Source organism: Chryseolinea sp. T2 (assembly GCF_037203685.1).
Lineage (GTDB): Bacteria > Bacteroidota > Bacteroidia > Cytophagales > Cyclobacteriaceae > Chryseolinea.
The window spans coordinates 1,204,646-1,228,040 of the sequence record NZ_JBBCAU010000001.1 but is presented as its reverse complement, the minus strand read 5'-3'; the positions used below and the strand labels follow the sequence as shown (position 1 = coordinate 1,228,040).

At 46.9% G+C, this 23,395-nt stretch carries 16 protein-coding genes and 7 tRNA genes; 12 read left to right on the top strand and 11 right to left on the bottom strand.

The window, feature by feature from the left end; translation table 11 throughout:
* Nucleotides 1–11 precede the first annotated feature (11 nt).
* On the bottom strand, nt 12–3,641 hold the full coding sequence (locus tag WBG78_RS04940) for a hypothetical protein (protein ID WP_337325263.1): 3,630 nt from the start codon (nt 3,639–3,641) through the stop codon (nt 12–14).
* Nucleotides 3,642–3,918: 277 nt separating this feature from the next.
* Here WBG78_RS04940 and WBG78_RS04935 point away from each other — a divergent pair, with 277 nt between their 5' ends.
* The 3 genes from WBG78_RS04935 (at nt 3,919) to WBG78_RS04930 (ending at nt 6,778) form a co-directional block, all read left to right on the top strand.
* Nucleotides 3,919–5,466, top strand: coding sequence for a hypothetical protein (locus tag WBG78_RS04935; RefSeq protein WP_337325262.1), 1,548 nt, complete (start codon nt 3,919–3,921; stop codon nt 5,464–5,466).
* Nucleotides 5,467–5,949: 483 nt separating this feature from the next.
* The gene (locus WBG78_RS30750; RefSeq protein ID WP_443092761.1) at nt 5,950–6,558 is read left to right on the top strand and encodes an RNA polymerase sigma factor; all 609 of its coding nucleotides are present in this window, start codon (nt 5,950–5,952) and stop codon (nt 6,556–6,558) included.
* On the top strand, nt 6,515–6,778 hold the full coding sequence (locus WBG78_RS04930; RefSeq protein ID WP_337325261.1) for a hypothetical protein: 264 nt from the start codon (nt 6,515–6,517) through the stop codon (nt 6,776–6,778). The genes WBG78_RS30750 and WBG78_RS04930 overlap by 44 nt, the downstream gene beginning before the upstream one ends.
* A 227-nt stretch (nt 6,779–7,005) precedes the next feature.
* Here WBG78_RS04930 and WBG78_RS04925 read toward each other — a convergent pair whose 3' ends face one another.
* From WBG78_RS04925 to WBG78_RS04915, 3 genes are read right to left on the bottom strand one after another with little or no spacing between them, the layout of a single operon-like run.
* Nucleotides 7,006–7,146: a carboxypeptidase-like regulatory domain-containing protein gene (locus WBG78_RS04925; RefSeq protein ID WP_337325260.1), complete on the bottom strand. Its 141-nt coding sequence runs from the start codon at nt 7,144–7,146 to the stop codon at nt 7,006–7,008.
* A 22-nt stretch (nt 7,147–7,168) separates the two neighbouring features.
* Nucleotides 7,169–8,509, bottom strand: coding sequence for a M56 family metallopeptidase (locus WBG78_RS04920; protein ID WP_337325259.1), 1,341 nt, complete (start codon nt 8,507–8,509; stop codon nt 7,169–7,171).
* A complete protein-coding gene (locus WBG78_RS04915; RefSeq protein ID WP_337325258.1) occupies nt 8,506–8,877 on the bottom strand; it encodes a BlaI/MecI/CopY family transcriptional regulator in 372 nt (123 codons plus the stop codon). The genes WBG78_RS04920 and WBG78_RS04915 overlap by 4 nt, the downstream gene beginning before the upstream one ends.
* Before the next feature lie 351 nt (nt 8,878–9,228).
* Between WBG78_RS04915 and WBG78_RS04910 the strand changes: the two genes are divergently transcribed.
* The 4 genes from WBG78_RS04910 (at nt 9,229) to WBG78_RS04895 (ending at nt 15,983) form a co-directional block, all read left to right on the top strand.
* Nucleotides 9,229–11,652 carry an ABC transporter permease gene (locus tag WBG78_RS04910; RefSeq protein ID WP_337325257.1) on the top strand — a complete coding sequence of 808 codons (2,424 nt, stop codon included), beginning with the start codon at nt 9,229–9,231 and terminating at the stop codon, nt 11,650–11,652.
* Between the two features lie 182 nt (nt 11,653–11,834).
* Nucleotides 11,835–12,707 carry a hypothetical protein gene (locus WBG78_RS04905; RefSeq protein ID WP_337325256.1) on the top strand — a complete coding sequence of 291 codons (873 nt, stop codon included), beginning with the start codon at nt 11,835–11,837 and terminating at the stop codon, nt 12,705–12,707.
* A gap of 312 nt (nt 12,708–13,019) precedes the next feature.
* Nucleotides 13,020–14,504 carry a S41 family peptidase gene (locus tag WBG78_RS04900; RefSeq protein WP_337325255.1) on the top strand — a complete coding sequence of 495 codons (1,485 nt, stop codon included), beginning with the start codon at nt 13,020–13,022 and terminating at the stop codon, nt 14,502–14,504.
* A 492-nt stretch (nt 14,505–14,996) separates the two neighbouring features.
* Nucleotides 14,997–15,983, top strand: coding sequence for a T9SS type A sorting domain-containing protein (locus tag WBG78_RS04895; protein WP_337325254.1), 987 nt, complete (start codon nt 14,997–14,999; stop codon nt 15,981–15,983).
* Nucleotides 15,984–16,285: 302 nt separating this feature from the next.
* Here WBG78_RS04895 and WBG78_RS04890 read toward each other — a convergent pair.
* From WBG78_RS04890 to WBG78_RS04865, 6 genes are all read right to left on the bottom strand, one after another.
* A tRNA-Ser gene (locus WBG78_RS04890) sits at nt 16,286–16,374 on the bottom strand.
* Between the two features lie 5 nt (nt 16,375–16,379).
* Nucleotides 16,380–16,452, bottom strand: a tRNA-Arg gene (locus WBG78_RS04885).
* 247 nt (nt 16,453–16,699) lie between these two features.
* Nucleotides 16,700–16,781: transfer RNA gene (locus tag WBG78_RS04880), tRNA-Tyr, on the bottom strand.
* 59 nt (nt 16,782–16,840) lie between these two features.
* Nucleotides 16,841–16,916: transfer RNA gene (locus tag WBG78_RS04875), tRNA-Pro, on the bottom strand.
* 263 nt (nt 16,917–17,179) lie between these two features.
* Complete coding sequence (locus tag WBG78_RS04870) at nt 17,180–17,470, bottom strand: HigA family addiction module antitoxin (RefSeq protein WP_337325253.1); 291 nt, start codon at nt 17,468–17,470, stop codon at nt 17,180–17,182.
* 6 nt (nt 17,471–17,476) lie between these two features.
* On the bottom strand, nt 17,477–17,749 hold the full coding sequence (locus tag WBG78_RS04865; protein WP_337325252.1) for a hypothetical protein: 273 nt from the start codon (nt 17,747–17,749) through the stop codon (nt 17,477–17,479).
* Between the two features lie 285 nt (nt 17,750–18,034).
* On the opposite strand from WBG78_RS04865, the gene WBG78_RS04860 reads away from it, so the two are divergent.
* The 4 genes from WBG78_RS04860 (at nt 18,035) to WBG78_RS04845 (ending at nt 20,751) form a co-directional block, all read left to right on the top strand.
* A tRNA-Asn gene (locus WBG78_RS04860) sits at nt 18,035–18,107 on the top strand.
* A 233-nt stretch (nt 18,108–18,340) separates the two neighbouring features.
* Nucleotides 18,341–18,413 (top strand) — tRNA-Ile (locus WBG78_RS04855).
* Nucleotides 18,414–18,419: 6 nt separating this feature from the next.
* A tRNA-Val gene (locus tag WBG78_RS04850) sits at nt 18,420–18,492 on the top strand.
* 1,158 nt (nt 18,493–19,650) lie between these two features.
* Nucleotides 19,651–20,751, top strand: a complete 1,101-nt coding sequence (locus tag WBG78_RS04845) for a slipin family protein (RefSeq protein WP_337325251.1) — start codon at nt 19,651–19,653, stop codon at nt 20,749–20,751.
* Between the two features lie 251 nt (nt 20,752–21,002).
* Here WBG78_RS04845 and WBG78_RS04840 read toward each other — a convergent pair whose 3' ends face one another.
* Nucleotides 21,003–22,358 (bottom strand): S8 family peptidase, encoded by a 1,356-nt coding sequence (locus WBG78_RS04840; protein ID WP_337325250.1) that lies wholly within the window; start codon nt 22,356–22,358, stop codon nt 21,003–21,005.
* Nucleotides 22,359–22,900: 542 nt separating this feature from the next.
* On the opposite strand from WBG78_RS04840, the gene WBG78_RS04835 reads away from it, so the two are divergent.
* Nucleotides 22,901–23,320: a hypothetical protein gene (locus WBG78_RS04835; RefSeq protein ID WP_337325249.1), complete on the top strand. Its 420-nt coding sequence runs from the start codon at nt 22,901–22,903 to the stop codon at nt 23,318–23,320.
* Nucleotides 23,321–23,395: the final 75 nt, after the last annotated feature.

Below are 23,395 nucleotides of genomic sequence, written 5' to 3'. Positions count from 1 at the left end.
CGGTTTGCTGATTACTGGCCCTGGTAGTAGTACTTGTATTGCTCAACAACATTGCCTTCATGATCCTTGATGCGGACTAATCGCCCTAACAAATCATAGTTGTAGGTTTGCTTTCGGCTGTTAGGATCGGTGATCGAGACGATCCCAACAACGGGGTCATAATCGTATGTCGTTATCTGCGCATTAACCAGTGTGCTGTTCGATCTGAAGTTGATCGGATCCGCCGTATAGGCCGTGTTTAGAGTAGTGTAACTAACACCAACGGCTTTCACGATAGGGACTGTATTACTGAATCCCCATATGTAAGAGGTCTTAACGCCATCCCTACCCGTTTGTTCAATGATGCGTCCGTTCGCATATTCATAGGTCACTTCGGGCACAGTACTGTACTTAGCATCTTTAATAATGCCGCCAGTTGTCAAATCAATAGCAGTGAGTCCGGTCGCTGGCGTAAGCGGCGTACGTTTATAAATCTCCTTCACACGAACACCAACCGGGCTGGCATCGGTCAGTACAAATTTGAAATAGGTTGACTCCAGAAGCTGGTTATTCTTCCATTGCGAAACTTCAACAGGAATGTCAATCTGGTTGGCACTCTCCATATTGTGCAGTGCCTTCATATCGGCGTTGGTGTTGGCGATGCCCGTTGTGATACAGCCGTCTTTGGTGTTCTTGCACGTTTGAATGCAAGTGGTATACGCCATACGGAGAACGTTCAGCCTGTACTGGTAATCCGTCCACGCACAAATCCGGCAATCGGAATTATTACTGCATGGATTATAATTCGGATCGCATCCCACAAAGTTCGTACAGCCTGCGCCATTAAAGCCACACACGGCCGTCGTGTTATCGCGATAAAAGATTTGGAGTGCGGCAACACCATTTGTATAGTCCTGCGAACATGTTGCACACGTAGCATTACACTCCGTGAGATCAGGCACATAGGTAAACCTGCCTTCTGTTACATCGAGGTTATCCGTAACGGTGGTCTTGGTTACCTGGCTGTGCCACGTTGAAGCATAATCCGTTCGGGTCTTCGACTCAATATATTCGGCTTCATTGGAAGGATTGAATGTCCGTTGCGTTTCAATTTTGGCTGTCAGCTTTGAGGTCTTCATTGAATAGTGTGTTGGAAGCGCTGTGCCAATTCCGGGGTCAGGGTGACTTAAGGTCGAAACACCGAAGATGCCAACCGGCATGGTAACATATTGGTGCTCATATAAAGTTTGCGTGATCTTTCGACCGGAGTTATCATAAAAGGTTTTACCGATCAGATTGCCTCTGGTAAAATCATGCGGGAGCGGTGCGCTAGAATAATTCGGATCGCTCACCAGGCATTTGGAGGCATCGATCTTTCGGACCGCTACATCCTCCAGCGAAAGCCAGTTGGAAGGAAGAACGCTTGCGCCTGAATATTCATAGATCGTGTATCCTCCGTCCGGATTCTTTTCCTTTACCCAGCCGTAACCAATATGATAGCCCTGTGTCGTTTGGAGCGGTTGCAATGTGGTTGGCGACACGAAGTTTCGAACGTATAGCGGCGCCGTTGGTAACCCTGAATTCTGGCATCCATCCGGCCTTGCACCCGCGAGAAGTCGCTCGCCACCCACAGCAACTAGCTCATGTTTCATTTTCATGATATAGACCGGGATACTGTATAAGTTGGCACGGTCGTATTCGAAGTCCTTGCTGGGTATTGGTGAACGCTCAATACCAAATTGTTCGATGCGCTTTACCCTCATTCCACCCACTATTTTTGGAACGCTCACACAATTGGACGTTGTGGTATACATCACCACCGTTACGCCCTGGCCACTGCCATTGTCAGGGCCTGCGCTGCATTGCACAGTATGGCTTCCCGTAGGCAGAAAAATGTAATCACTCTTTGTTTGTCCCGGCTCTACACTGGCGACAAGCATATTGTTAATGTAGAGGCTGCCGGAACCGGTGCTCTGTGACTGAAACGTGTAATAATAAATGGAGGGCTGGGCGACATCAATGGGCAGAACGGTGCCAAACTCCGCCGCAGCGGTTGACATGCCAGCGCTGGTGGACGTGCCGGTCGGTGAAATGCTTTGTACCCGGCATTGACTTGTGTTCACTTTGTTCGGTTCGTATATAAACTCTGTGCCTCCTCCAGTGGGATAGCGCAGAGACCGGAGTGTGCCTGCTCTCATCTGCGGCCAGTGTGAATCGCGATCATCGTCACCGAACAATGCAAAGCCGGTCGTCACTCCGTCTGAAAGCGCCGGTATCAGGTTGTCGTTTGTTTCGGCACCATTATAGAATCCCCAATGGTCCTGACCAAAGCTCAATCGTCTGGGAACAGCAGTGGGTTCATAGTAGTTGAAAATGTAAGGTGGCTCACTTACTGTTGACTCGCATACGAACTTCTGAATGGCATCGAGCTTGAGGCGTTTCTTATCGGACTGAAAGGTCCCGAAGAAATCAAGTTTCTGTGGTTGAGCAGCCGTGCTCGTAAAGTATGACTGCGTAAGTTTGTACGTCGTGCAATAGGTGCTCCGCGTGGATTGAATCTTAATTTCGGAAAGGGCCTTCGCACTATTGTTTGCCTCTTCCGCAGTGATCGCCGTATTCCGCGCAAGATCTTCTCTATAAGTCGTTGTAGTCGGAACTACAAACGTGATGATCTCATTCGATGACGTGATCTGATTGACCGCCACGCCAGTCACCATGGTTTTCAGCAGGTTGACGTATTCCGTCCCCACACTAAACGGCACAAAACTTGAACAGCTAGCGCATTGCTGTGGGATGTAATCATAGTAGGCATAGGTCTCGGCCCTGTAGTTGAGGTCAATCTTGTACTTCCGGTCTGCCGACTCCACTTTATACAAATACCAACTGCTGATTACATTTGAATAGGTAGCCATCCCGTTGTACTCATACCGCTTCGTATCCACTTTCTCGATAGCCTGAGGGTCACTACCACCCGCTTTCACGCCAAAATAATAACGCGTTCCATCGGGTGCCGTGATGACAAAGCCTTGAATGTAATCCACGGTATTATATGTATTGGCACCTGTCTTGGTCTGAATCTCAACCTTGTAATCCGACTCCGGAAACATCACCGCCGTCTTATCTCCGCGGATATAAAACTTTCCACTGTGATTGCCGGCCGTAAAAAAGAATAGATCAGGTTCCCCGTCCTGAAATCCAATCTGGAAATCGCGGTAGTCCGTGAGATTATTCTCATCCATAAAATAGGTGGAGTAGCCGTTGTTCGAAAAGAAGGAATCGTTCTCAAATCCGGCCTTCTCGTCAGGCATACCTTTCACAGTACGGCTAACGACGCCACCTGCGTTCAAGCTAAACCCCGCGCCGACCCAACTGGCGACCTCCTGAACTTTTAGGCCCGCGGCATGATAGGAAATACTAATGGGTAGCTCCAGTGAACCCTCCTTCACGGTATGGATTGGGATCGATATCTCCGGTACCCCTGTATGCATATTGACGGGATAGTCACCAAACTTGGCAATAGCCGATGCGTTGGGCGAAACAATGTTCACCGATGGGAAGACTGGGGTTGTCTGTGCAATGGAATTAAGGGTACTGATAAGTACAAGACAATGCATCAACAGACTGGCAAGCAGGATGCTTTCGCCACGGCGACTTGTTTTCATAGCAGGTTAGGTTCGAACGGTGTAATACTAGTGGGGATTATCGGGTAATGATTATCGCAAACCATCGCCGTCAATGCACTTAGTCCGGAAACCTGAAAAAGGTTAGCAGGGGTTGAAAACTTTTTTTTATATGTTTAATGCTAAGTTCAGAACGCACCTGTCTTGGATGAAGCAGTAAAGTTTTTCAACATTGCATGTCGAACCTTTGAAATAAATTCTCAAGAACCTGCTAACTTTTTCAAAATGCCCGGACTAAAACCCGGATAGCTGCACACTCATGCGAGGACGTTTCCTTCTATATATACTGATTAACATAACTACTTCCGGGTATGCGTCCATCGCTATCAATAAAAGCTCGGTTAAGCAGTTTGCATCAGTGTTTTATGCGACAGACACAACGATAGGGATGCCTTCCGGCATCACTGACTCCCTTGCACAATACCGCAGCAGGCTTGACTCAATAGCTGGATCATTCACGAATGATATCGAAAAGACAAGAAGTTGGTACAAAGGATATTCAGCAAAAATTAACCGGAAAGAGCAGGAGCTGACGAGCTTATTGGACAGCCTTAACCGATTGGGTAAACCAACGGCAGCGCTGACTAGCAAGCTGGATAGCATTCGCTCAAGACTAACGCAGGTTCACGAAGAAGGGAAAACGAAGATTGAGCAAATCCGAACAAAGGCAATGAGTGCCCTTGATGTGGAAGGACTTCCTCCGGAACTGCAGAAGGAAGTCGGTGCGTTGAAGGATGCGATCGCGAAAGTGAATCCACTTAGCGCGTCGCCAGGAATGATGAACGTTCAAAGTGCTTTAAACACCGCTCGCCTGCCTGCGCTTGATATCAACACAGCTTCTTTGCCTTCAATTGACGCCGGAAAGCTCTCTCAAAGCCTTCCGGGAGTATCCGATTTGCCAACAGGCAATCAAGCACTGGATGTCACGAAGCAACTGAACCCAAACAATTTAGTTTCTACAGACAAGCTCACGAATGAAATCGGAGTCTCCGGGATATCAGCGGGCGACATTCAAAGTTTGGATGGAACTGCGATCGACCAGCTTGCTGAATCTAAATTGACCGGATATGCTCCAGTCGGTGAAATTCAGAAACAAACAAATATTCCTTATTCTGAAACACTGAAATCCGAAGACGCACTGAAATCAGAGATGATAAATCAGGTTCGGACTGCTGCCGTTAATCATTTTGCAGGACAGCAAGAGCAGCTCCAGGCAGCGATGGATCAGATATCCAAATACAAGACAAAATTTAAAAGTGTACCCAACATTCGCGATCTCACCGATAGTCTTAAAAAGGTATTGACCCGGCCGGCCGAAGGGAAACGATTTGTATTTGGTTTCAACATCGAAATCCAAGGCGAAGGCGAGATACTACTGCTGGATTTCAATCCATATGTTGGCTACAAGATCACAAGACAAATCACGGCTGGACTGGGTTGGAATCAACGTTGGGGATACGATAGGAGTGTCGATACTTTCAATTCCTCATCGCGTATCTTCGGCCCTCGCGCTTATGGAGAGTATTTGATTGGAAAGGGTTTCTCACCGCGTTTTGAAATTGAAGTAATGAACACAACAGTTCCTCCGCTTACGATGACAAAGGGAGATCCAAATAGTCGTAGGTGGGTATATGGAATGTTCGCCGGTATCAAAAAGCAATACAAATTGCTGGGACGTGTCAACGGCACGGCTACTGTAATGTTCCGGCTCGTCGATCCAAGAGATCAAAGCCCCTATAAGGACGTCGTGAGCGCAAGGTTCGGTTTTGAATTTCCTCAGGGAAGCAGCAAGCGTCCTAAAAAATGATTGCCGCATCAATGCAAATTTGAGATACCCTGGGCATCTCATAAAGTATTATGGCAGCATTCTGATAACTCGAAATGAATCCATGAGACCGCGACCAAATTTTAAGTTTATTCCACCCGACATTTGAGTCTAATCGCCGAACCGACAAAGCAATTTCAATCTCAATGGTTTTCACAGTCCTGCGCTTAACCCTGCTTCAAACTAACAAGTCCCATAACATTCAAAAGCCGAGAGTCAATACCACTCATCATATTTTTACCCCTGCTTTCCGGGGGACTGATGGTTCAATATTCTCGTAACCCACTGGCTACCAACAGAGCTACAGTTGGTGATTAAATTTAAATCTGTGCGTTGAAACGCCTATAATATTCCCGGACTTTTCGTCGTCTGTCGGCGCCTCATCCGTTTGCGGAATACAACGGTCGGCCCACCTGTTAAGTCTTATTTTAGCGCTACACAAGTTTTACAGGGGGATTACGTTGCATGTCAGCAGAACATCACAATGCAGGGATAGATGCGTCCATTCTGGCGCAACTACAATCATCAGATCAAAAACAATTCGAAGCCGGCTGGCAAACCCTATACAACAACCTCTATCCTATGGTGGAGCGATTTGTATTAAGTAATAGTGGCTGCCGCGAAAGTGCCAGGGATACCTTCCACGATGGGATGATCGTGCTGATCAACAGTATCTCAGGCGCGCGGTTTAAGGGTACATCATCGGTCAGTACTTACATGTTTGCGATATGTCGAAATTTGTGGATCAAGTCTCTCGAGAAGCGACGCAACATAGCCACGGCCACCAATTTGTCGTCGGTCGGGGATGATGACGATGAAATTTTCCTTTCGCGAGTACGGGCTGTCGAATCACTTCTTGAAACATTGAGCCCTGACTGTCAAAGGATAATTCGCGAATTCTATTATAATAATCAGTCTCTCGAACAACTACGCGCAATGTTTAACGTTAAATCGGTCGAGGTAATGAAAATTAAAAAATTCCGTTGCATGGCGTGCCTGCAACGGGTGCTTCAAGTGCGCGTTATTACGAATGACGAACGACGAAATTATCGGTCTGATTCCAGAGTATCTTGAAGGGACGCTCGCTACCAGCGTGCGTCTTGCAATAGATGAAGCGTGCGAACACAATCCTGACCTTAAACGAGAGATATTGGCCTTTAAAGAAATGTCGACGTTGTTGGAAAGCGCGGCATTGAGACATAAAGTAAAGCAGTATCATCAAACGTATCTCAAATCTTATCCTCCGATTGATATTCCGCCAGCGTCATCTAACACCGTCGATGAAAAACATTAGCTCAAAGAGAGCAGCTCAGGGAATGAAATCGATCCCCATGGCTTATCCTCGCCGACACAAAGCTGAGGTTGAGAAACTTCTAATGTATCGGTTCGCACACAAGAGAAAGCAATTCCTGTAAGATTCTGTATCGTTACCACAGAATTTCGCATCGATCTTCCACGCGTCGCTCTATCTTTTCAAGTTATGTCCTCATTCTTTCGTCGCGCAATTCTTACCTGAGCTTGTCACTTACCTTTCTGTAATGTTGCGGTCTCATATCCGATAAAGGTCAACCCAACCTCACTCGTCTCTTCAGCCTTCAACCTGAACTTCCCCTCTCCATCGGATACCGTCCCCGTTGTGGTTCCCTTCACAAGCAGGTTCACGCCCGGAAGTCCTTCACCTTCTTCATCGTAAACAGTACCCGGTCCATTCGCCCTCGCTATAGCTCGCGTTAACCTTCATCTTCGCGTTCAACGGCTGCACCTCATCGATGCTGATCACTCCCTTCGGATTCTTCGACTTGTCGTCAAGCATGAACACGATCGGTACCATCATACGCACCTTCACCGGCTTGCCTTGTTGTGAAGCAGGCGTGAACGGCGGTATGTTCCTGAGAGCACGTTCCGCTTCAATGTCGCAGCCGCCCCCAGGGTTGTTGATCGCCTTAACGTCTGTAAGGGAACCATCTTTATCTATTACGAATTGAACATCGACACGTCCCGTAATTCCCTTTTGTCGTGCCTCCAACGGATACTTGATTTCTTCCATGATGTTTTTCCTGAAAGCCCCTATGCCGCCATTATATTCCGGCGCCTTCTCCACGATGGTGAAAATCTCTGCTTTGCTTTGATCGGTGGAATTTTCTGCGCGCTGACTCTTCGCCTCTTCAGTGCAGGCAAAGCCGATGATGAGCAAGGTGCATAGTCCGCTCAGAACGCCCAGTTTCCAGGCACTCACCCGTTTTGTTTGTTGTCTCATAGCTGTAAGTCGTTTTAAAATTAAACTGTCATGAAATGAACTCGCCAGGCTTAGGCCGTGTAGCGTCAGGGTTGAATTGATGAGGACTGCTGAATACTCCTCAACACTATATGACTGAAGTACGCAATTATCCGCCTGGTATTCGTGTACTCTTTTGATTTCTCTGTTAATAATCCATGCTGTTGGTAGCCACCAGAAGAACACCCGGAACAATTGCAGCAATACTATATCATAAGTGTGGCCATGAACGGCGTGCGCCCTTTCATGCGCCACCATCACTTCATGCGCCTGTCCGTTTGGGTCAATCTCTTTGTTGATAAAGATCGAATTGAAGAAACTGAAGCTTCCCTTGATGCTCGCGATTCGGTAGATGCGAAGTTTCTCAATTTGCTCACACCTGCCCTTCCTTCTAAGTAAGAACAGCTGCCGTAGACTATTGAGGAACATGATCAAAAGGACACTACTCATGATCCCATAAATCACCAGCAATAACTCAAAGCTCCAGAAAGAGGTTTGAGCCGGTGCGACAGAGACCACGGAGCTCGCTACGGCAGGGCTGTACGCAAACTCATAAACAGGTTCCTCAACGCTGAAGAGTCTGGGTAGTTTAAGCAGGGGAATAATTAGAGCAACCACGACAGATCCTAAGAGGCAAAAGCGCATGATGCCGTATTGACGCTCTTTCCTCAGAAAAATCCAGTAGCCGAGCATCAGCGTCACATGGATCGCCGATAGCTCGATCAGGTAGTTGCTCAAGGCGTGACTCATAATTTCTTGGTTTTAAGTTTTTTCAGATCCTTGACTAAACTCTCAAGTTCGCTCACACTCAATTTCTGCTCTTTGGTAAAGAAGGAAACCATCTCCTGATACGACCCATCGAAATATCTTTTCACGAACCCCTTCATAAACGATTTTGTATAGTTCGCTTTGGTGATGAGCGGATGATATTGATGCGATTGCCCCACAGCCTTATGACCGACGAACCCTTTTTGCTGAAGAATTCTCACGATGGTAGAGACCGTACTATACGCAGGCTTTGGGTCTGGCAATTGGTCGATGATGTCCTTGACAAATGCGGAACCGATGGTCCATAGTACCTGCATGATCTCCTCTTCAGCGCGGGTAAGCTCTTTCATTTTATTGAGTTGTTTTTTTTTGTGTTGTTGCCTGAATGCTGAAACGAAACTAAAGATTTAGTTGGGATGATGCAAGTATTCTCAGCTAAATCTTTAGTTGGGTTTGGAGTGGTGTGTCAAAAAGCGCGTCCAGATAGCATTCAAGACCTCATTACTTTTTTATTACCATTTAATTGCCACAACCCTTAAATGTGGCCCACCATTTAAAAGAGCCACCGCGCACCATTCTCGCTTTATCTAAATGCACGACCGCAGGTCGTGGTAGCGAATTCCTAATTCTTAACTCTTAATTCTTAATTTCAGATGTAACCTTCGCCCCCTTCATCAGTAACCACATAAACCTATCCCGCCATGCTCAAAAACTATCTCACCATCGGCCTCCGCAACCTCCTCCGGAACAAAGGTTACTCCTTCATCAACATCGGCGGCCTCGCCCTCGGTATGAGCGTCGCCATGCTCATCGGACTCTGGGTTCACGATGAGCTCACGTTTAACCACTATCACAAAGACTACGACAAAATCGGGCAGCTGATGAAGTCGGGAATCGATCCGGATGGAACGCCTTGGGCGGGCGGAACCTCACTTCAGTATCCGCTCATCGACGTCCTCCGAACGCAGTATGGTAGCAACTTCAAGTACCTGGTCGAGGCGCTGCAACCCTATCCGGTAATAATTTCCCGCGACGATAAACAGTTTGCAGCCAATGGCCAGTACATGGCAAAGGATGCGCCTCACATGCTCACACTTGAAATGGTGTGGGGCACACGCGACGGTTTGAAAGAGCCGGCCTCGGTAATGTTGTCCGAGTCTGTCGCGCGCAAACTGTTTGGCAACGGTGATCCTATTGGACAGTCCGTCATGATCAATTCAACAATTGCTGTGACCGTCACCGGCGTCTATCGCGACATACCTCTGAATTCAAGGTTTCACGAGCTGGAGTTCATCGCTCCCTTCGTGCTTGCCGAGACAAACTTTACGTGGCTGAAAGGACAGGACTGGAAGAATCACTTTCTGCACATATACTTTGAACGCGCAGATGGAAAGACGATGGAGGAAGTGGCAGCGGCGGTAGTTCCTTCCGTACGCAAGGCAATCGCAGACGTCGATGGTTTGGAAGAACTACGCGGTCAGCAGCCCTCGGTGCGTGTACTACCTATGAATGACTGGCACCTGCGTTCCTCGTTCAGTTGGCCGAACTACGGCAGGCCCGACGGTGGTCCTATGCGCATGGTATGGCTGGTCGGCATCATCGGTGGCTTCGTCCTCGTACTGGCCTGCATCAACTTCATGAATCTTAGCACGGCGCGATCTGAGCGTCGCGCGCGCGAGGTAGGCATCCGTAAGTCGATGGGGTCTTTCCGCCGTCAGCTCATCGCGCAATTTTTTGCTGAGTCGTACCTCGTGGTCATTCTTGCTTTCAGCTGTTCTTTGCTGATCACTTCGCTGTCCCTTCCCTGGTTCAATCAACTATCCGCTAAAGACGTATCATTACCCTGGGGCTATGCGCCGTTCTGGCTGGCAATTACAATATTCATCTTCCTCACCGGACTACTCGCCGGAAGCTATCCTGCTTTATACCTCTCATCCTTCAATCCGGTGAAAACATTGAAGGGAACCTTCCGATCCGGCCGCCTCGCCTCCGTCCCAAGGCAGCTCCTGGTAGTGTTGCAGTTCACAGTTTCCGTTGCCCTCATAATCAGCACGGTTGTCGTATACCGCCAGATCATGTTTGCCAAGGACCGACCGGTGGGCTATACGCCCCAAGGACTTCTACTGATACAAAAAAAGACCGGTGACTTCTACGGCAAGACGGATGCGATCAGAGCCGAGTTAAAGAAGACGGGGTTCGTGGAGGAGCTTTCCGAATCTGCCGGTAAGATCATGTCCGTCTGGTCGAACAACGACGGGTTTACGTGGACTGGCAAGGACCCTTCAATTCAAGAGAACTTCGGAACACTCGGTGTGTCATCCGAATTCGGCTCTACAATGAAGTGGCAATTTATCGCAGGTCGCGACTTCTCCCCCGATATCGCCTCCGACTCCAGCGCGCTCGTCATCAACGAAGCCGCCGCCAGATTTATGGGCATGGACCATGCCGTCGAGGAGGTGGTCAGTTGGAAGAACGAGAACTGGCGCATGAACAAAGACTTCCACATCATCGGCGTTATCAAAGACATGATGATGGGCTCACCTTATGCATCGGTACAACCCACCGTCTACCTGCTGCGTGACAACCTTCACTGGATGAACATCAGACTCAAGCCGAATGTTAGTGCCTCCGTTGCCTTACCAGCAATTGGGTCTGTGTTCCGGGCAGTAATCCCCTCCGCTCCATTCGAATATGAATTCGCCGACGACGCCTACGCCGGAAAGTTTGCCGGCGAAGAACGCATCGCCTCGCTCGCTTCCGTGTTTGCAACGCTCGCGGTAGTGATCAGCTGCCTCGGACTATTCGGCCTGGCCTCTTTCGTTGCCGAACAGCGCACCAAAGAAATCGGCATCCGAAAGGTAATCGGTGCAACGGTTCTCAACCTCTGGAGGATGTTATCGATGAACTTTGTTTTGCTGGTGTTGATCTCCAGCGTGATAGCAGTACCCATCACGTGGTATGGGCTGTCATCCTGGTTGGTTCAATATCAATATCGCGTCGATCTTTCACCATGGGTATTCTTGCTGTCGGTTGGCGGTGCCGTAATGCTCACACTTTGCACGGTGAGCTATCAGGCAATCCGCGCCGCAAGGATGAGTCCGGCGAAGAGTTTGAAGACGGAGTAAGGGGACGGTGATTACGGAGGGATCATCCAAACTGTGGCTCAATTACCCACACGTTGAACATTGTCATCACCTTACACAAAAGAACCGTAACCCGCTCCAACCAAAAAGTGCCGTTAACCAACGTACAGGCTGTTTGCTTCCACCCGCTTAAACTGGCTTCTCGTTTGTGGCACTGAGCGCGCATGATCCAGCCTAAAGCTTTTGCCGCCATGTTTGTAACTCCACAACGATGCCGCCGCGCCCTGACGGTCGTTCCGGTTCTGGCACTCTTGTTAATGTGTTTCGCTACGATCGCCCAGGCAACGCAACTGATGGTCTGCCGTGTAGACGGCCGCGTGGCCTACAACGGGATGCCTGTACACGTGGGCAGCGAGATCGCCTACTCAGACGACCTCGTATTGGACTTTTCCTCGACACAAGACATTCTTGTAGTGGTTAGCCCCGAGAAAGGCAGATACATGATTTCCGCCAGAAACTCGACGGTGGTAAACGGTGTCGTGAAAGTTCGTGTTCGCGAAAACTTTGTGCCCTGTCCTACCCTAAGGGATGGCGAGCGCATATCAGCAGAAACCGACATTCACGACCTTCTCCGCGACGGCCGCTTCTCTATTCTCGATTCTGTATCGTTGCCCCTGGGCGCCGCGTACCTCGATAATCAGACTGATCAGTATTTCTTCGTAAGCTATCAATACAACGGTCGCAAGCTGGCCCAAAGAATTGCCGTGAGTGCGTCGCAGCCATACCTGACGCTCTCAACCAGTCTGTTTCGTTCATATGATGAACTGATCGATCCTGCGAATGCGCAGCAGATTGAGTTGTACTTCCACGATGCAGGCAAGAATCTTTCTGAAAAGATCACCGACCTGAAGATCACATCGCTGCTCAGTGAATCAACGATCGCCGAGCTGCGCGTGCTGGTCAACGGCATCAGGGCGTACACAAACGACGATGAAGCTCTCACGTTCCAGGAAGTGAAATCGCACATTGAAGAATTCTACGGCCAGATCAGCAACGCCACGCTTCAGAATTATCTCCGCATGATGGCGGTCCGCTGAAACTGCATTCCGATCCCGTAGGGATCCCCTACCTGTAGCACGAATTGCATTCCGATCCCGTAGGGATCGCATATCAATAGCAAGAAAAGATTCGATCGATCTTCCGCGCGTCGCGCACACATTATCTATAAAACACATTCCCATCCCGACGCGCAACGCACGCACGTTAACGCATTCCGATCCCGTAGGAATCTAAGGCATATAGAAAAGACCACTTGCAACGCTGTGGGTATTGGCTGTATAATTGGAATATTTTGCACATCCCTCTTAGCGCGGTGTGCTAAAAGGAAATCAAAATCGCCAACACCCACAATGAAATCAATAGGCACCACACCATTTCAAGCACATCGAACGCTAAACCATTCAACCATTGCAGTAATCCTGCTTGTGATGTTTCTGTTCGTTGAGGATCGTGCTTATGCTCAAAATTCACAATGTAATTGCCTGCAGAACCTCGACACATTGATTTCAAAAACAGAAACCGACTACGCTGGATTTCCAATCAAAGTAACCGCCCAAAACTTAAAGCAATACAAGTCGCTCAGGGATGACCTAAGAAACAAGGCCGCAAGCACGAAGGAAAACAAGCCTTGCTTTTTTGTCATGAGAAGCTATGTGAAGTTCTTTTATGATAGTCACTTTTCATTAAACTACACCAATGAAAATGATTTTGACTCGGAATCAATACCGTTATCCATCGAAGTCTTCAAAAAGCAGATTAATAAAAAAGATAAATACAGTCTGGAAGGTATATGGATAGACCAGGACAGCAGTTTAGTACTCGGAATACGGAGGTATGCTAATAATATATTCAAGGCTATTGTCCTTGAATCAAAGGACTCCAAAATTCCCCACGGACTTGTGTACATGACAATCACTCCTCGCGACCGGGGACTGACTGTAAAATACTACAATACTTTTTCATCTACCGATTACCCTATAAAGGTAAAAGGCAATCTATTGCTGGGCTGGAACAACAGAATTTTCGGAAGAACTTTTCCAAAGCAGATGGATGACCTTGAAAAATCCGAAATGAAGACCTGGAAGAACGGGAACAATGGCCTCCATTTCGAAAAGTTGTCTTCGAAAACTGCTTTATTAAGAATACCTACGTTTGGGAATAACGATGAGAAAATTTCGCAACTGATACAGAAGAATGACTCCGTGATACGGTCAACACCAAATCTCATCATTGACTTAACGGGCAATGGTGGAGGCAGCACAGGATGGGTATCCTTCCTGAGCTACTTAATGACCAAGCCGATAGTTCAGGAGAATGGCTACGTTAGGGTATCGAAAGAGAACGTGCAGCTAAAACTAAAGGACATTGAACCCTACGTAGTCAACCCAATTCCCGCTGGATATGAAAAATATTTCCCCTCATCAGTATTGAACCAATATAAAACCGCGTACAAAGAATTGCCGATAACCAAAGAGGAATTCTATCCTGTTCCCGGAGTTGTGTTTCCGTTGGATTCAATAACCTCGAATCCGAAGAAGATTGCTTTAGTCGTCGACAATTTATGCGGAAGTTCAACCGAGTATTTCTTCTACGTTTCAAAGTCAAGTGGCAAAACTACAACGTATGGCCTAAACACGTTCGGCATGATGGATTACGAAGGAGCATCGTCAACACTCTTACCTTGTTCGCATTTTCGGGTGAGCATTCCTATCGTGAAGTCAAGCTGGACGGATCGCCACCCTATTGACAAAGTAGGATTTACACCGGACGTACTCCTGCAGAATACGAGTCCTGAAAGGTGGATCGATGAAATTCGCACGAGACTGGAGAAGTAGCACTTTGCTTTCGGATTGCATGCAGATGCCGTAGGCATCTCAGATAAATAGCAAAAAACATTCAATCGATCTTCCGCGCGTCGCGAACGCACCATCCATGAAACACAAATCTATCCCGACGCGCAACGCACGCAACAAAATCGATTTAATTAACGATTAGCTGTCAACAACATAAGGAATCTCCGAACTGCAACGCACTCTTTCATTTGTGTTAATCATGCAACTTTCCTTCCAACGATTCACGAACAAAACTGCGGATGATCACTATCCCGATTAATCTCTCTAACCACCGACAAAACATTTCATACCATTGCACACTGCTCAGGTGAATTCCCGTACGGGTTTTACCTGACCCATTAAGACTCCCACGATCTAACGCATGTAATGTATTCGTCTTTCAAAGTTGCTGCGTCGATGTAGCTTTGCAGTTTGCTATGCATCAAGTTGATTGAACGTCGCGAAATCTCAAGTGATAATATAAAGCGTATGAATATGTTGCGGACTTTGATTTTAATCTTCACATCCTTTGCGATCGTTGGAAAAGCCTCCGCAACAACGTACTACACGACGGCCGCCGGCAACATAACAGGCAGCATATGGGCAACAACAACGAACGGTACAGGTGGCTTCCTGCCCGCTTTGGTGGCTGGTGACGTAATCGTTATTGACGATAATGTTCAGATTACTTCCAATTTTATGGACTGGAACTCCGTAACGATTACGATCAATCTCTACTCCATCATCAACTTTAACGGTGGTAAGCTGGATTTAGCTACAAACAGCATCATTGACTTCAAGACCAGCTCTGCCAAAATCACCTCAGTCGGTGGTGGAGCTTCCGACAAAATCAGGTTCGGCAATGGATCCGTTTGGGATGGTGACGATCCTGACATTACCGGACCAGGGATTATGAATAAAAACTACGTTGCCGGCGGACCTCTTCCGATTGAGCTTATCTTCTTTAACGTCAAACAAACTGGTGCCATTCACTCGTTAGAGTGGGCAACTGCTTCCGAACGCAACTTCGCCTTCTTTTCAGTCGAACACTCAACTGATGGAATAAACTTTAAAGAGATCGAGCAGGTCAAAGGCCATGGCACTACCATGGAAAGAAAGGATTATTCATTCGAAAACCGAAACCCTTGTCTCGGCAAAAATTATTATCGATTAAAGTCTGTCGACTTCGATGGCTCAAGTGAATATTCCGAGGTCGCATTTGTAGACCATATAGGAGAGAAAATTTTCATGGTGACTCCAAACCCGTCAACAGGTTCATCCATATCGATCTCTATGAACTTTGTGCCAGAGGAAAATACCCATGTCACGATCTTCAACAACACCGGCATAGTCGTGGGCGTCTACGAGCCAACAGATTCATTCCAATCAATCTCCTTTCAAAACTCTCTGACTACCGGTTTGTACTTTGCCAGGCTGGTTTCGAGATCCTATGTAAAGGTTGAACGATTCGTAGTTCGTTAATGTATTCTGATCCCAGAGGATCCTCTGTCTGCCTCATAATTTGCATTCCGATCCATATGGATCACAGATCAATAGCACGAATTGCATTCAGATCACGTAGGGATCAAAGATCAATAGCAAAGAGAAATTCGATAGATCTTTTGCGCGCGCCGCGCAAAGCCTTATTTGAAAGGCATTCGATCACCGCGCGCAACGCATAGAAATTGATTGGAACGATGGGTATTTCATTCGCCATAAAAGCCCAAAAATAAGCCCGCTCGTAAATGTGACACCTTCTCATACTAATAATAAAATATTATCTGCGGAGAGCGAAGGATTCGAACCTTCATCTCACTTTCATGAGAACTGTCTTAGCAGGACAGCGCAACAAACCAATATTTACCTGCTCTCCAATAGTTGCTCTGGCAAGATTCGAACTCGCATCTCAAGGTCCGTAGCCTTGTATCCTCATCCATTAGAAGACAGAGCAATAACTTGGGTGATGCATGAGACTCGAACTCATAAACATAAGATCCACAATCTTACCGCGACACCAGTTTGCGTTACATCACCATGTATCCTACCATAGCATCAATTCGTAGCTCGCCATATGTTCCGGAGAATGAATCTTCCCTCTCACCCTCCACACCCGCTCTATTCTTGGGGGCGGGATTCGAACCACGCATCTACTGATCCAAAAGTCACCCGTCCTGCCTTTAGACGATCCCGGACTATTGTCGGAGAGGGGCGAATCGAACACCCAGGGCATAAGCACCGCTTTTACAGAGCGGCCCGCTTCCACTTACGGTCTACTCTCCGAATTTGCACGAACCACCTTCGTAATGACTTCCATGTTACGAAGACAATGCACTACATTGTAGGGTAAACTGGATTTGAACCAGCGACCTCCCGCGTCCAAAGCGGGCGAGGACGACCAAACTCCTCCATTACCCTATGTATAAAAACAAAAAAGCCTCCGGAAGGGAGGCTCGTATGAGTTTAAATGACCTTATTCTATATCATCATTCAGGCATACATAGTTCGTCCTCCCGTTCATTGTGTGACGGTTGTTGGCGATACGAACTGTGTGAATGCACTTTGATCATGACACAAATATACGATTGTCTTTTAGATTTGTTACCTATTAGGTAACAATATATTTCTTTATTCATCTATCGTCATTCAAATAATACCAATGTATATGAACAGGAAGCTGATCAGTCCTTGATCAACCTCTTCACTTTAATCTTACCCGCATCCCTGTACCCTTTCGCCAGGTCATAGTTCATCTGCGCCTGCAACCAGAATTCAGGCGTTGTATCGAATGCCTTGCTAAGTTTAAACGCCATCTCTACGGATATAGAGTAGTCTCCTTTTATTATCGCGTACAAATTCTTACGTGCAACGCCCAGCCCACTCGCTACCTCAGTGATTGTCAGATGATGCGTCTTGATGTACAATTCTTCAAGAATCTGACCGGGGTGCGCTGGACTGTGCATTCGTGGCATAGATACTTAGTTTAATTCCTGTTTGTAATCCAACTGTCGTATCTCTCCATCAATAAAGCGGAACGAAAATGTTCCCACTCCATGCACTTTCAGTCGATAGCTATTCGCACCTTTCTCAAGAATGCTCACATTCTTTATAGAGAGGTCTCGCACGTCCTTCGCTGCATGAATCGCGGAAAGCCATAGCAATAAAAAGTCCTTCAGCTCTTGCGATGCGCCGGCAGCTGTTCCTTTTTCGAAAAGGCTTTTTAGAACGCTATGACGAATTGATACGATCATCTACAACCTGTAACGCATTTTTTGCGTTAGGGATGACAAAGGTAAAAAATATTTGTTACCTGTTGGGTAACAATCGGAAAGTTGATTTACCTTTGTATCACAATAAGACAAAAATGAAAACGAGTATCAACAATATCAATCCTGTTTCACACCAGCACATATGGTTTGTTGTGAAGTTTGATTATTGGGTATACCCGGGAAGTTATATGCATTCATAGAATTGGATTCATTATAAATAGAAGCCCCGGGTAAATCTCCCGGGGCTTTTTGCTTTTATAACTATTCGGACGCATAGCTCAGTCGGTAGAGCAGGGCGCTGTTAACGCCCAGGTCGGTGGATCGTGCCCATCTGTGTCCTCTATTGTGTTTTGGATACTGGGGCTGCTCGGTGTGGCCACTGGATTGTCGCTCCAGAAAATCAGACGGGTTCGATGCCCGTAGTATCCGCATGGTGCCGTCGAAGAATTGTAAGTATATATAAATATGGAATCAGATAAGGAGGCCGCGAAACATTCCCGGCCAAAGCATTAAGGTGATGCTCCCGCCTTTTAAGCAGGAGAACACGGATCGTTACCGTGTGGCCGGACATTCTGTGACATAGCTCAATGGTAAGAGCACCATGCTTATACCATGTAGGTTGATGGTTCAAGTCCATCTGTCACAACGACATTGCACATTAGCGCAGCCGGTAGCGCACGGAGCTTACATCTCCGGGGTCGCAGGTTCGAACCCTGCATGTGCAACATTGGAGACTAAGCTAACTAAGTAGAAGCGTCCCGTTGAAAACGGGAAGGACTGGAGCGTTACCAGTAATCTCCACCAGGGCAAGTCCTGATTAAATAAGAATGAACTTTCTTTTAATGGACAGTGCCGGTAGCGCGATAGCATAGTCGCCGATAAATGCGTGGCGAGTTTCGCGCCAAGATCGAGGTTAAAGCCCTCCGCGCTACAGACATTAAAATAAATAAATTGATCTTTTTCCTAAAAGAATTCAACTACGCAAAAAGGCTGCGCAGCAAGCCTGGTACTTTGATTCATCATTCAAAGGAGTGATAAACACTCGACCCTCTCCGTCAAATTGGACGGAGAGGTTTGAAAAAGGCCTTATAGCGCCTGCCATACTGCCTGTAAAGAAATCTCAGTTCGAATCTGAGTAAGGCCACTTGTTCGTTGATCAAAAATATTGTTCTGGCAACAGGACTAAAAATCTTCCTCCAAGACTATGTCTGGAGTAAGCGCGGAGAAAACTGAAAGTAGAGGACCTGATGAGCGCTTCTGTATGGCGCCATAGTGTTGTACTTCATACTAAGTATAACATGCTGCCTTGCTTGATGTTGTTTTCCATCTTGTGGGTCGAAGGTTCGAATCCTTCTCCCGATTACATCGGGATAGCTCAATTGGGTAGAGCAACAAGCAATGGACTGTAAATCCATTCTTTAGCAGAAGTACATCGCTTCTATAAAAATGATGGCCACCATGAAAGTAGTTTGGGGCATGTCAGATGTAATACTAACTCCTAACCTTCGGGCGAGGAAACCAGGTATTGAACACCAGTCGTTTGAAAACTTGTAAGTGTAAGGATACCGGATAGTAAGTTCGTTTACTTTTCTGCACAAAAATCTTGTCTCTGCCAGGACCTCTCCTGAAGACCAAGTCCTGTGCCGAAAACTAAACCGATGCAACTGTCCTCAATTACACTCCCGTTATCAGATGATGATGTGTCGTGAACTACTTTCTTATTAGACTTAGTATTTAATTTTTAATAAAGATGAAATGCTCACGTGATCAATTAGCAAATGCACCAAGCGTTGCATGAGTATTCCATCGGTACGATAGAACGCTCACACTAAGTATGAGTCATTTTAATAGAAAGGTAAGTTTGAATTTAATTTATAGGATAGATGAAAAGGATCAGAATTAACACTGGCAAAATTGGCTTGGTGTTCAGAAACGGTGACTACAGAAAAGTAGTTACGGAAGGTGCGTATTGGTTGCTCCCTAATGAGGACGCGTACGAGTACGATCAAACAAAGCCTTTCCATCCTTCCATCGATCTGAATATCCTGTTGAAGGATGAGCTGTTGGCAGGCATGTTGACTGTAGTTGAAGTAAAGGATAACGAAATCGCCTTGCAGTATGAGAACGGCAACTTTAGAAACGTCCTGGCTCCCGGAAGATACGCGTACTGGAAAGGTGTGACGGATTACTCCTTCATTAAAGCTGATTTGAGCAAGATCGAGGTTACCGAAAAGATCGATACCAACACAATCACGCGGAAAGAGGTATTGCCATACATCAGAGTGTTTGCTGTCGAATCGTATGAGAAAGGAATCTTGTTGATCGATGGTAAGTTCTCTAAAGTATTGGATACCGGAGTGTATTACTTCTGGAAGAATGCTGTTGTCATTTCTGTATTGAAGGCGGACTTGAGACAATTGCAACTTGAAGTCTCTGGTCAGGAGATCCTGACGAAGGACAAGGCTGCATTGCGGCTCAACTTCTATACTCAATACAAAGTAGTTGATATAATCAAAGCTTTGATCGAGAACAAGGACTATGAGAAACAATTGTATATCCTGATGCAGTTGGCATTGAGGGAATTCATTGGTACGCTTTCACTGGATGAATTGCTGGAGAAAAAAGAATCCATCTCCGTCTACGTGTTGGCTACGCTAAAAGACAAAGCTTACAACCTGGGTGTTGAGGTGCGAGACTGTGGCGTGAGAGATATCATCCTGCCTGGCGAAGTGAAGGAAATCATGAACCAGGTCTTGGTGGCCCAGAAGAAAGCCGAGGCCAACGTCATCATGAGGCGGGAAGAAACTGCTTCCACAAGAAGCTTGTTGAACACTGCCAAACTGATGGAAGAGAACTCCATGCTTTTCAAATTGAAAGAGATGGAGTACGTCGAGAAGATCGCAGATAAGATCAACAGCATTTCGTTGTCCGGTGGCAACCAGATTATTGATCAGCTGAAGGATATCTTCGTACCAAAGAAGTAATGTAAAGGGCGCCGAAAGAGCGCTCTTTTTTTGCATTCAGATCCCGGAGGGATCTTCGGTCTGTAGCACGAATTGTCTTTGATGCCGTAGGCATCTCAGATCAATAGCAAAAAAATTTAATCGATCTTCCGCGCGCGACGTATAACGTTGTAATTGAAATTCAATCCGATCCCCGCGCGCAACGCACGCTTTGAATCGTTCAACATCTGCGCTAAACATTTGAATCCATCTGCCGCCACAAGCCATCATATCTACTGCCGATGAACCCCAAAATCAAAAGTAAATTCTCCAGCTGAATCAGGTTTCTTCTTCGGAATAACTTTACAATGAATCTTGTCCTTCTTCAACGGTCTTGCTTGTCGCAGATACACAACGCCAGACATAATACCGGTAGCTAACGACGTGCCCGATCCAACCATAAATTGCCACTGTGCTCCGTTCTTAAGATACGTCGAGAACACATCGGTACCCACAGCTACATAGTCCACCCTGTTACCATAATTGGAAAAAAGGGCACACTGCCTTCCGCATGTAGCGGCGCCAACCGTTATCATCTTGTTATTGTTGTTGGTAAGCCTAACGCAACCAGGAAAATTCCAGCGCGCATTTCGTCCGTCGTTTCCCGCGGCCATCACGATGAAACATCCTTTGTCGGCAAGACTCTGAAGAATAGCAGTGATTCCCGCTCTGTCTTCACACTCCTGAACTTTATCGTATTCGCCAAAGCTTAGATTGATTACATCCTTGGCCGATGCGAGGGCGTAAATGTGGTTGAGTGCCTGATAAACCGAAATCCAGTATCCCTCTCCTGAGTCATCGAGAACCTTTATGGGCACAACGCGCGCCCCGGGCGCAACGCCGGCGTTGATTTGTCGGACGGTGTCTCTTATAGTCCAGGTGATGGGTCGTGCAGCAGCTACTCCTGCAACCATGGTGCCGTGGCCATTGTTGTCGTCTGTGTTTGTAGTAACATCGCCTGGAACGAAGTTCGCGCCGCGGGTACCGTCAATAAAGAGAGAGGGGTTGCCAGTGGCTATGCCGGTGTCAACAATCCAAATCGACCTGGTCGGATGATCCATCTGAAGTGCGCCACCAGCTTTTGTCACGGCACAACTTGTATAGGTGGTTCGGTTTGTTCTGTCAACACCCCAGTCCTGATAGGCGGCATCCATCATTTCAAATGGATCGCCTTGTTGTATCGGCCTGCCTTGTTGAATGGGCCTGCCCTCGATCTTAGCATCTGCAATGAGAACAGAACCAGCTATTGCCTGACTTACCTGCATCGCAGAGTCGGGCGTTGTGGTGATCGTGCAAGTGGCGGCGGCATCAGCCGTCATATCCATCGAATCTGGTTCAAACCCAAGCGGCTTTAGTTTGTTAAAAATTTTGTCCAACACTTTCTGACGCGCGTCGAGCAGCATCTCGGGTGATTTGGCGTACCACGAAGTGTCAGCTGAAAGCGGCGCTATATCTGAAGGATCAAAGAAGAGGATAAACCTCTGTACGGAGTCCATGTTTGGGTTCACGTCAGAGGGAATCGAAGCCGGATTACTACAGGTGATCAGGCCAATGCCTAGCACGGCCAGAAGGGCAACATACTTTTGCATAACAAGAGGGGTTACTTTAAGTTAAGACTTTCGGTTACGAAAACCTATGAGATCACTAAGACTTATGATCTCGCGAGCTATAGAAGTGCAGATCATTGATCACAGTCATGTTCCCACTCATTCTCATTGTTTCATATTGAAACATCTATGCATCTTCAGACAAGATGGCAAAACTCGTTAACCCGGAATACACTTTTTTAAGCAGGATGGTGGCAAGCCCTACTTAATCATGTAACGAATTTGAACCAGGATGTGAGCCATCATATGCTTTTCAAACACAACAGAGGTCAGACCGTGTGAGCCATTATATGCCGTTCAAACATCACAACAAATATGTCAGACGTTTATATGGTTTGATTTACTCCGGGCCCGGCACTTGACTTCTCACGGTAGGAGAATTATCTTCAATTGGTGAAGCCACTATAAGGTGGGTTTTGGTAGAGTAGCGTTACGGGTAAGCGATCGTTAGCTGAAGAAGTTAAGCGGGCTATTCATCATTTGTCAATTGCCAGAAATTCTATTAATCAATAAACACCAATCCTATGAAATCATTTCCCTTTTGCCGGGCTTTCGTCCTACCCTTCTGCATTCTCCTTTGTCTTGCATCCTCCGAAAGTTTCTCGCAGGCTAAACGGGCAGCAGCTAAAGATACCGTATGGATTTACATCACCAAGGTAAAGCCTGGCAAACAGGCTGACTTTGAAAAATTCGTTCACGAAATCTTCTTCGACAAGGCGAGTAAGTTGAGCGCCAAGGAGCAGCGCGTGTTCAAACAAACCCGGGTACTCCATCCCATCAAGGCAGAGTCAGACGGATCCTATAATTATTGTTTCCTCATGGATCCAACGGTTCCGGGTGGCGACTACGACATTGAAAGTTTGATGAAGAAAATTTATGGTGCTGCTGAAGCCGAAAAATACTTGAAGATGTATAACGATGCTGTTATCAGACCGGTTATCTGATGACGCAATCCAGGCACTAGACATCACCAATCCCCAAGCAACAGTAGCCTCCTGTAGGTTACCGCATGGGGAAGT

What these genes read in the sequence shown, in the direction of transcription:
- WBG78_RS04905 (WP_337325256.1), top strand. Translation starts at nt 11,835, where the DNA reads ATGATCCAGCCTAAAGCTTTTGCCGCCATGTTTGTAACTCCACAACGA.
- WBG78_RS04840 (WP_337325250.1), bottom strand. Translation starts at nt 22,358, where the DNA reads ATGCAAAAGTATGTTGCCCTTCTGGCCGTGCTAGGCATTGGCCTGATC.
- WBG78_RS04930 (WP_337325261.1), top strand. Translation starts at nt 6,515, where the DNA reads ATGACGAACGACGAAATTATCGGTCTGATTCCAGAGTATCTTGAAGGG.
- WBG78_RS04900 (WP_337325255.1), top strand. Translation starts at nt 13,020, where the DNA reads ATGAAATCAATAGGCACCACACCATTTCAAGCACATCGAACGCTAAAC.
- WBG78_RS04835 (WP_337325249.1), top strand. Translation starts at nt 22,901, where the DNA reads ATGAAATCATTTCCCTTTTGCCGGGCTTTCGTCCTACCCTTCTGCATT.
- WBG78_RS04865 (WP_337325252.1), bottom strand. Translation starts at nt 17,749, where the DNA reads ATGATCGTATCAATTCGTCATAGCGTTCTAAAAAGCCTTTTCGAAAAA.
- WBG78_RS04935 (WP_337325262.1), top strand. Translation starts at nt 3,919, where the DNA reads ATGCGAGGACGTTTCCTTCTATATATACTGATTAACATAACTACTTCC.
- WBG78_RS04940 (WP_337325263.1), bottom strand. Translation starts at nt 3,641, where the DNA reads ATGAAAACAAGTCGCCGTGGCGAAAGCATCCTGCTTGCCAGTCTGTTG.
- WBG78_RS04910 (WP_337325257.1), top strand. Translation starts at nt 9,229, where the DNA reads ATGCTCAAAAACTATCTCACCATCGGCCTCCGCAACCTCCTCCGGAAC.
- WBG78_RS04915 (WP_337325258.1), bottom strand. Translation starts at nt 8,877, where the DNA reads ATGAAAGAGCTTACCCGCGCTGAAGAGGAGATCATGCAGGTACTATGG.
- WBG78_RS04895 (WP_337325254.1), top strand. Translation starts at nt 14,997, where the DNA reads ATGTTGCGGACTTTGATTTTAATCTTCACATCCTTTGCGATCGTTGGA.
- WBG78_RS04845 (WP_337325251.1), top strand. Translation starts at nt 19,651, where the DNA reads ATGAAAAGGATCAGAATTAACACTGGCAAAATTGGCTTGGTGTTCAGA.
- WBG78_RS30750 (WP_443092761.1), top strand. Translation starts at nt 5,950, where the DNA reads ATGTCAGCAGAACATCACAATGCAGGGATAGATGCGTCCATTCTGGCG.
- WBG78_RS04920 (WP_337325259.1), bottom strand. Translation starts at nt 8,509, where the DNA reads ATGAGTCACGCCTTGAGCAACTACCTGATCGAGCTATCGGCGATCCAT.
- WBG78_RS04870 (WP_337325253.1), bottom strand. Translation starts at nt 17,470, where the DNA reads ATGCCACGAATGCACAGTCCAGCGCACCCCGGTCAGATTCTTGAAGAA.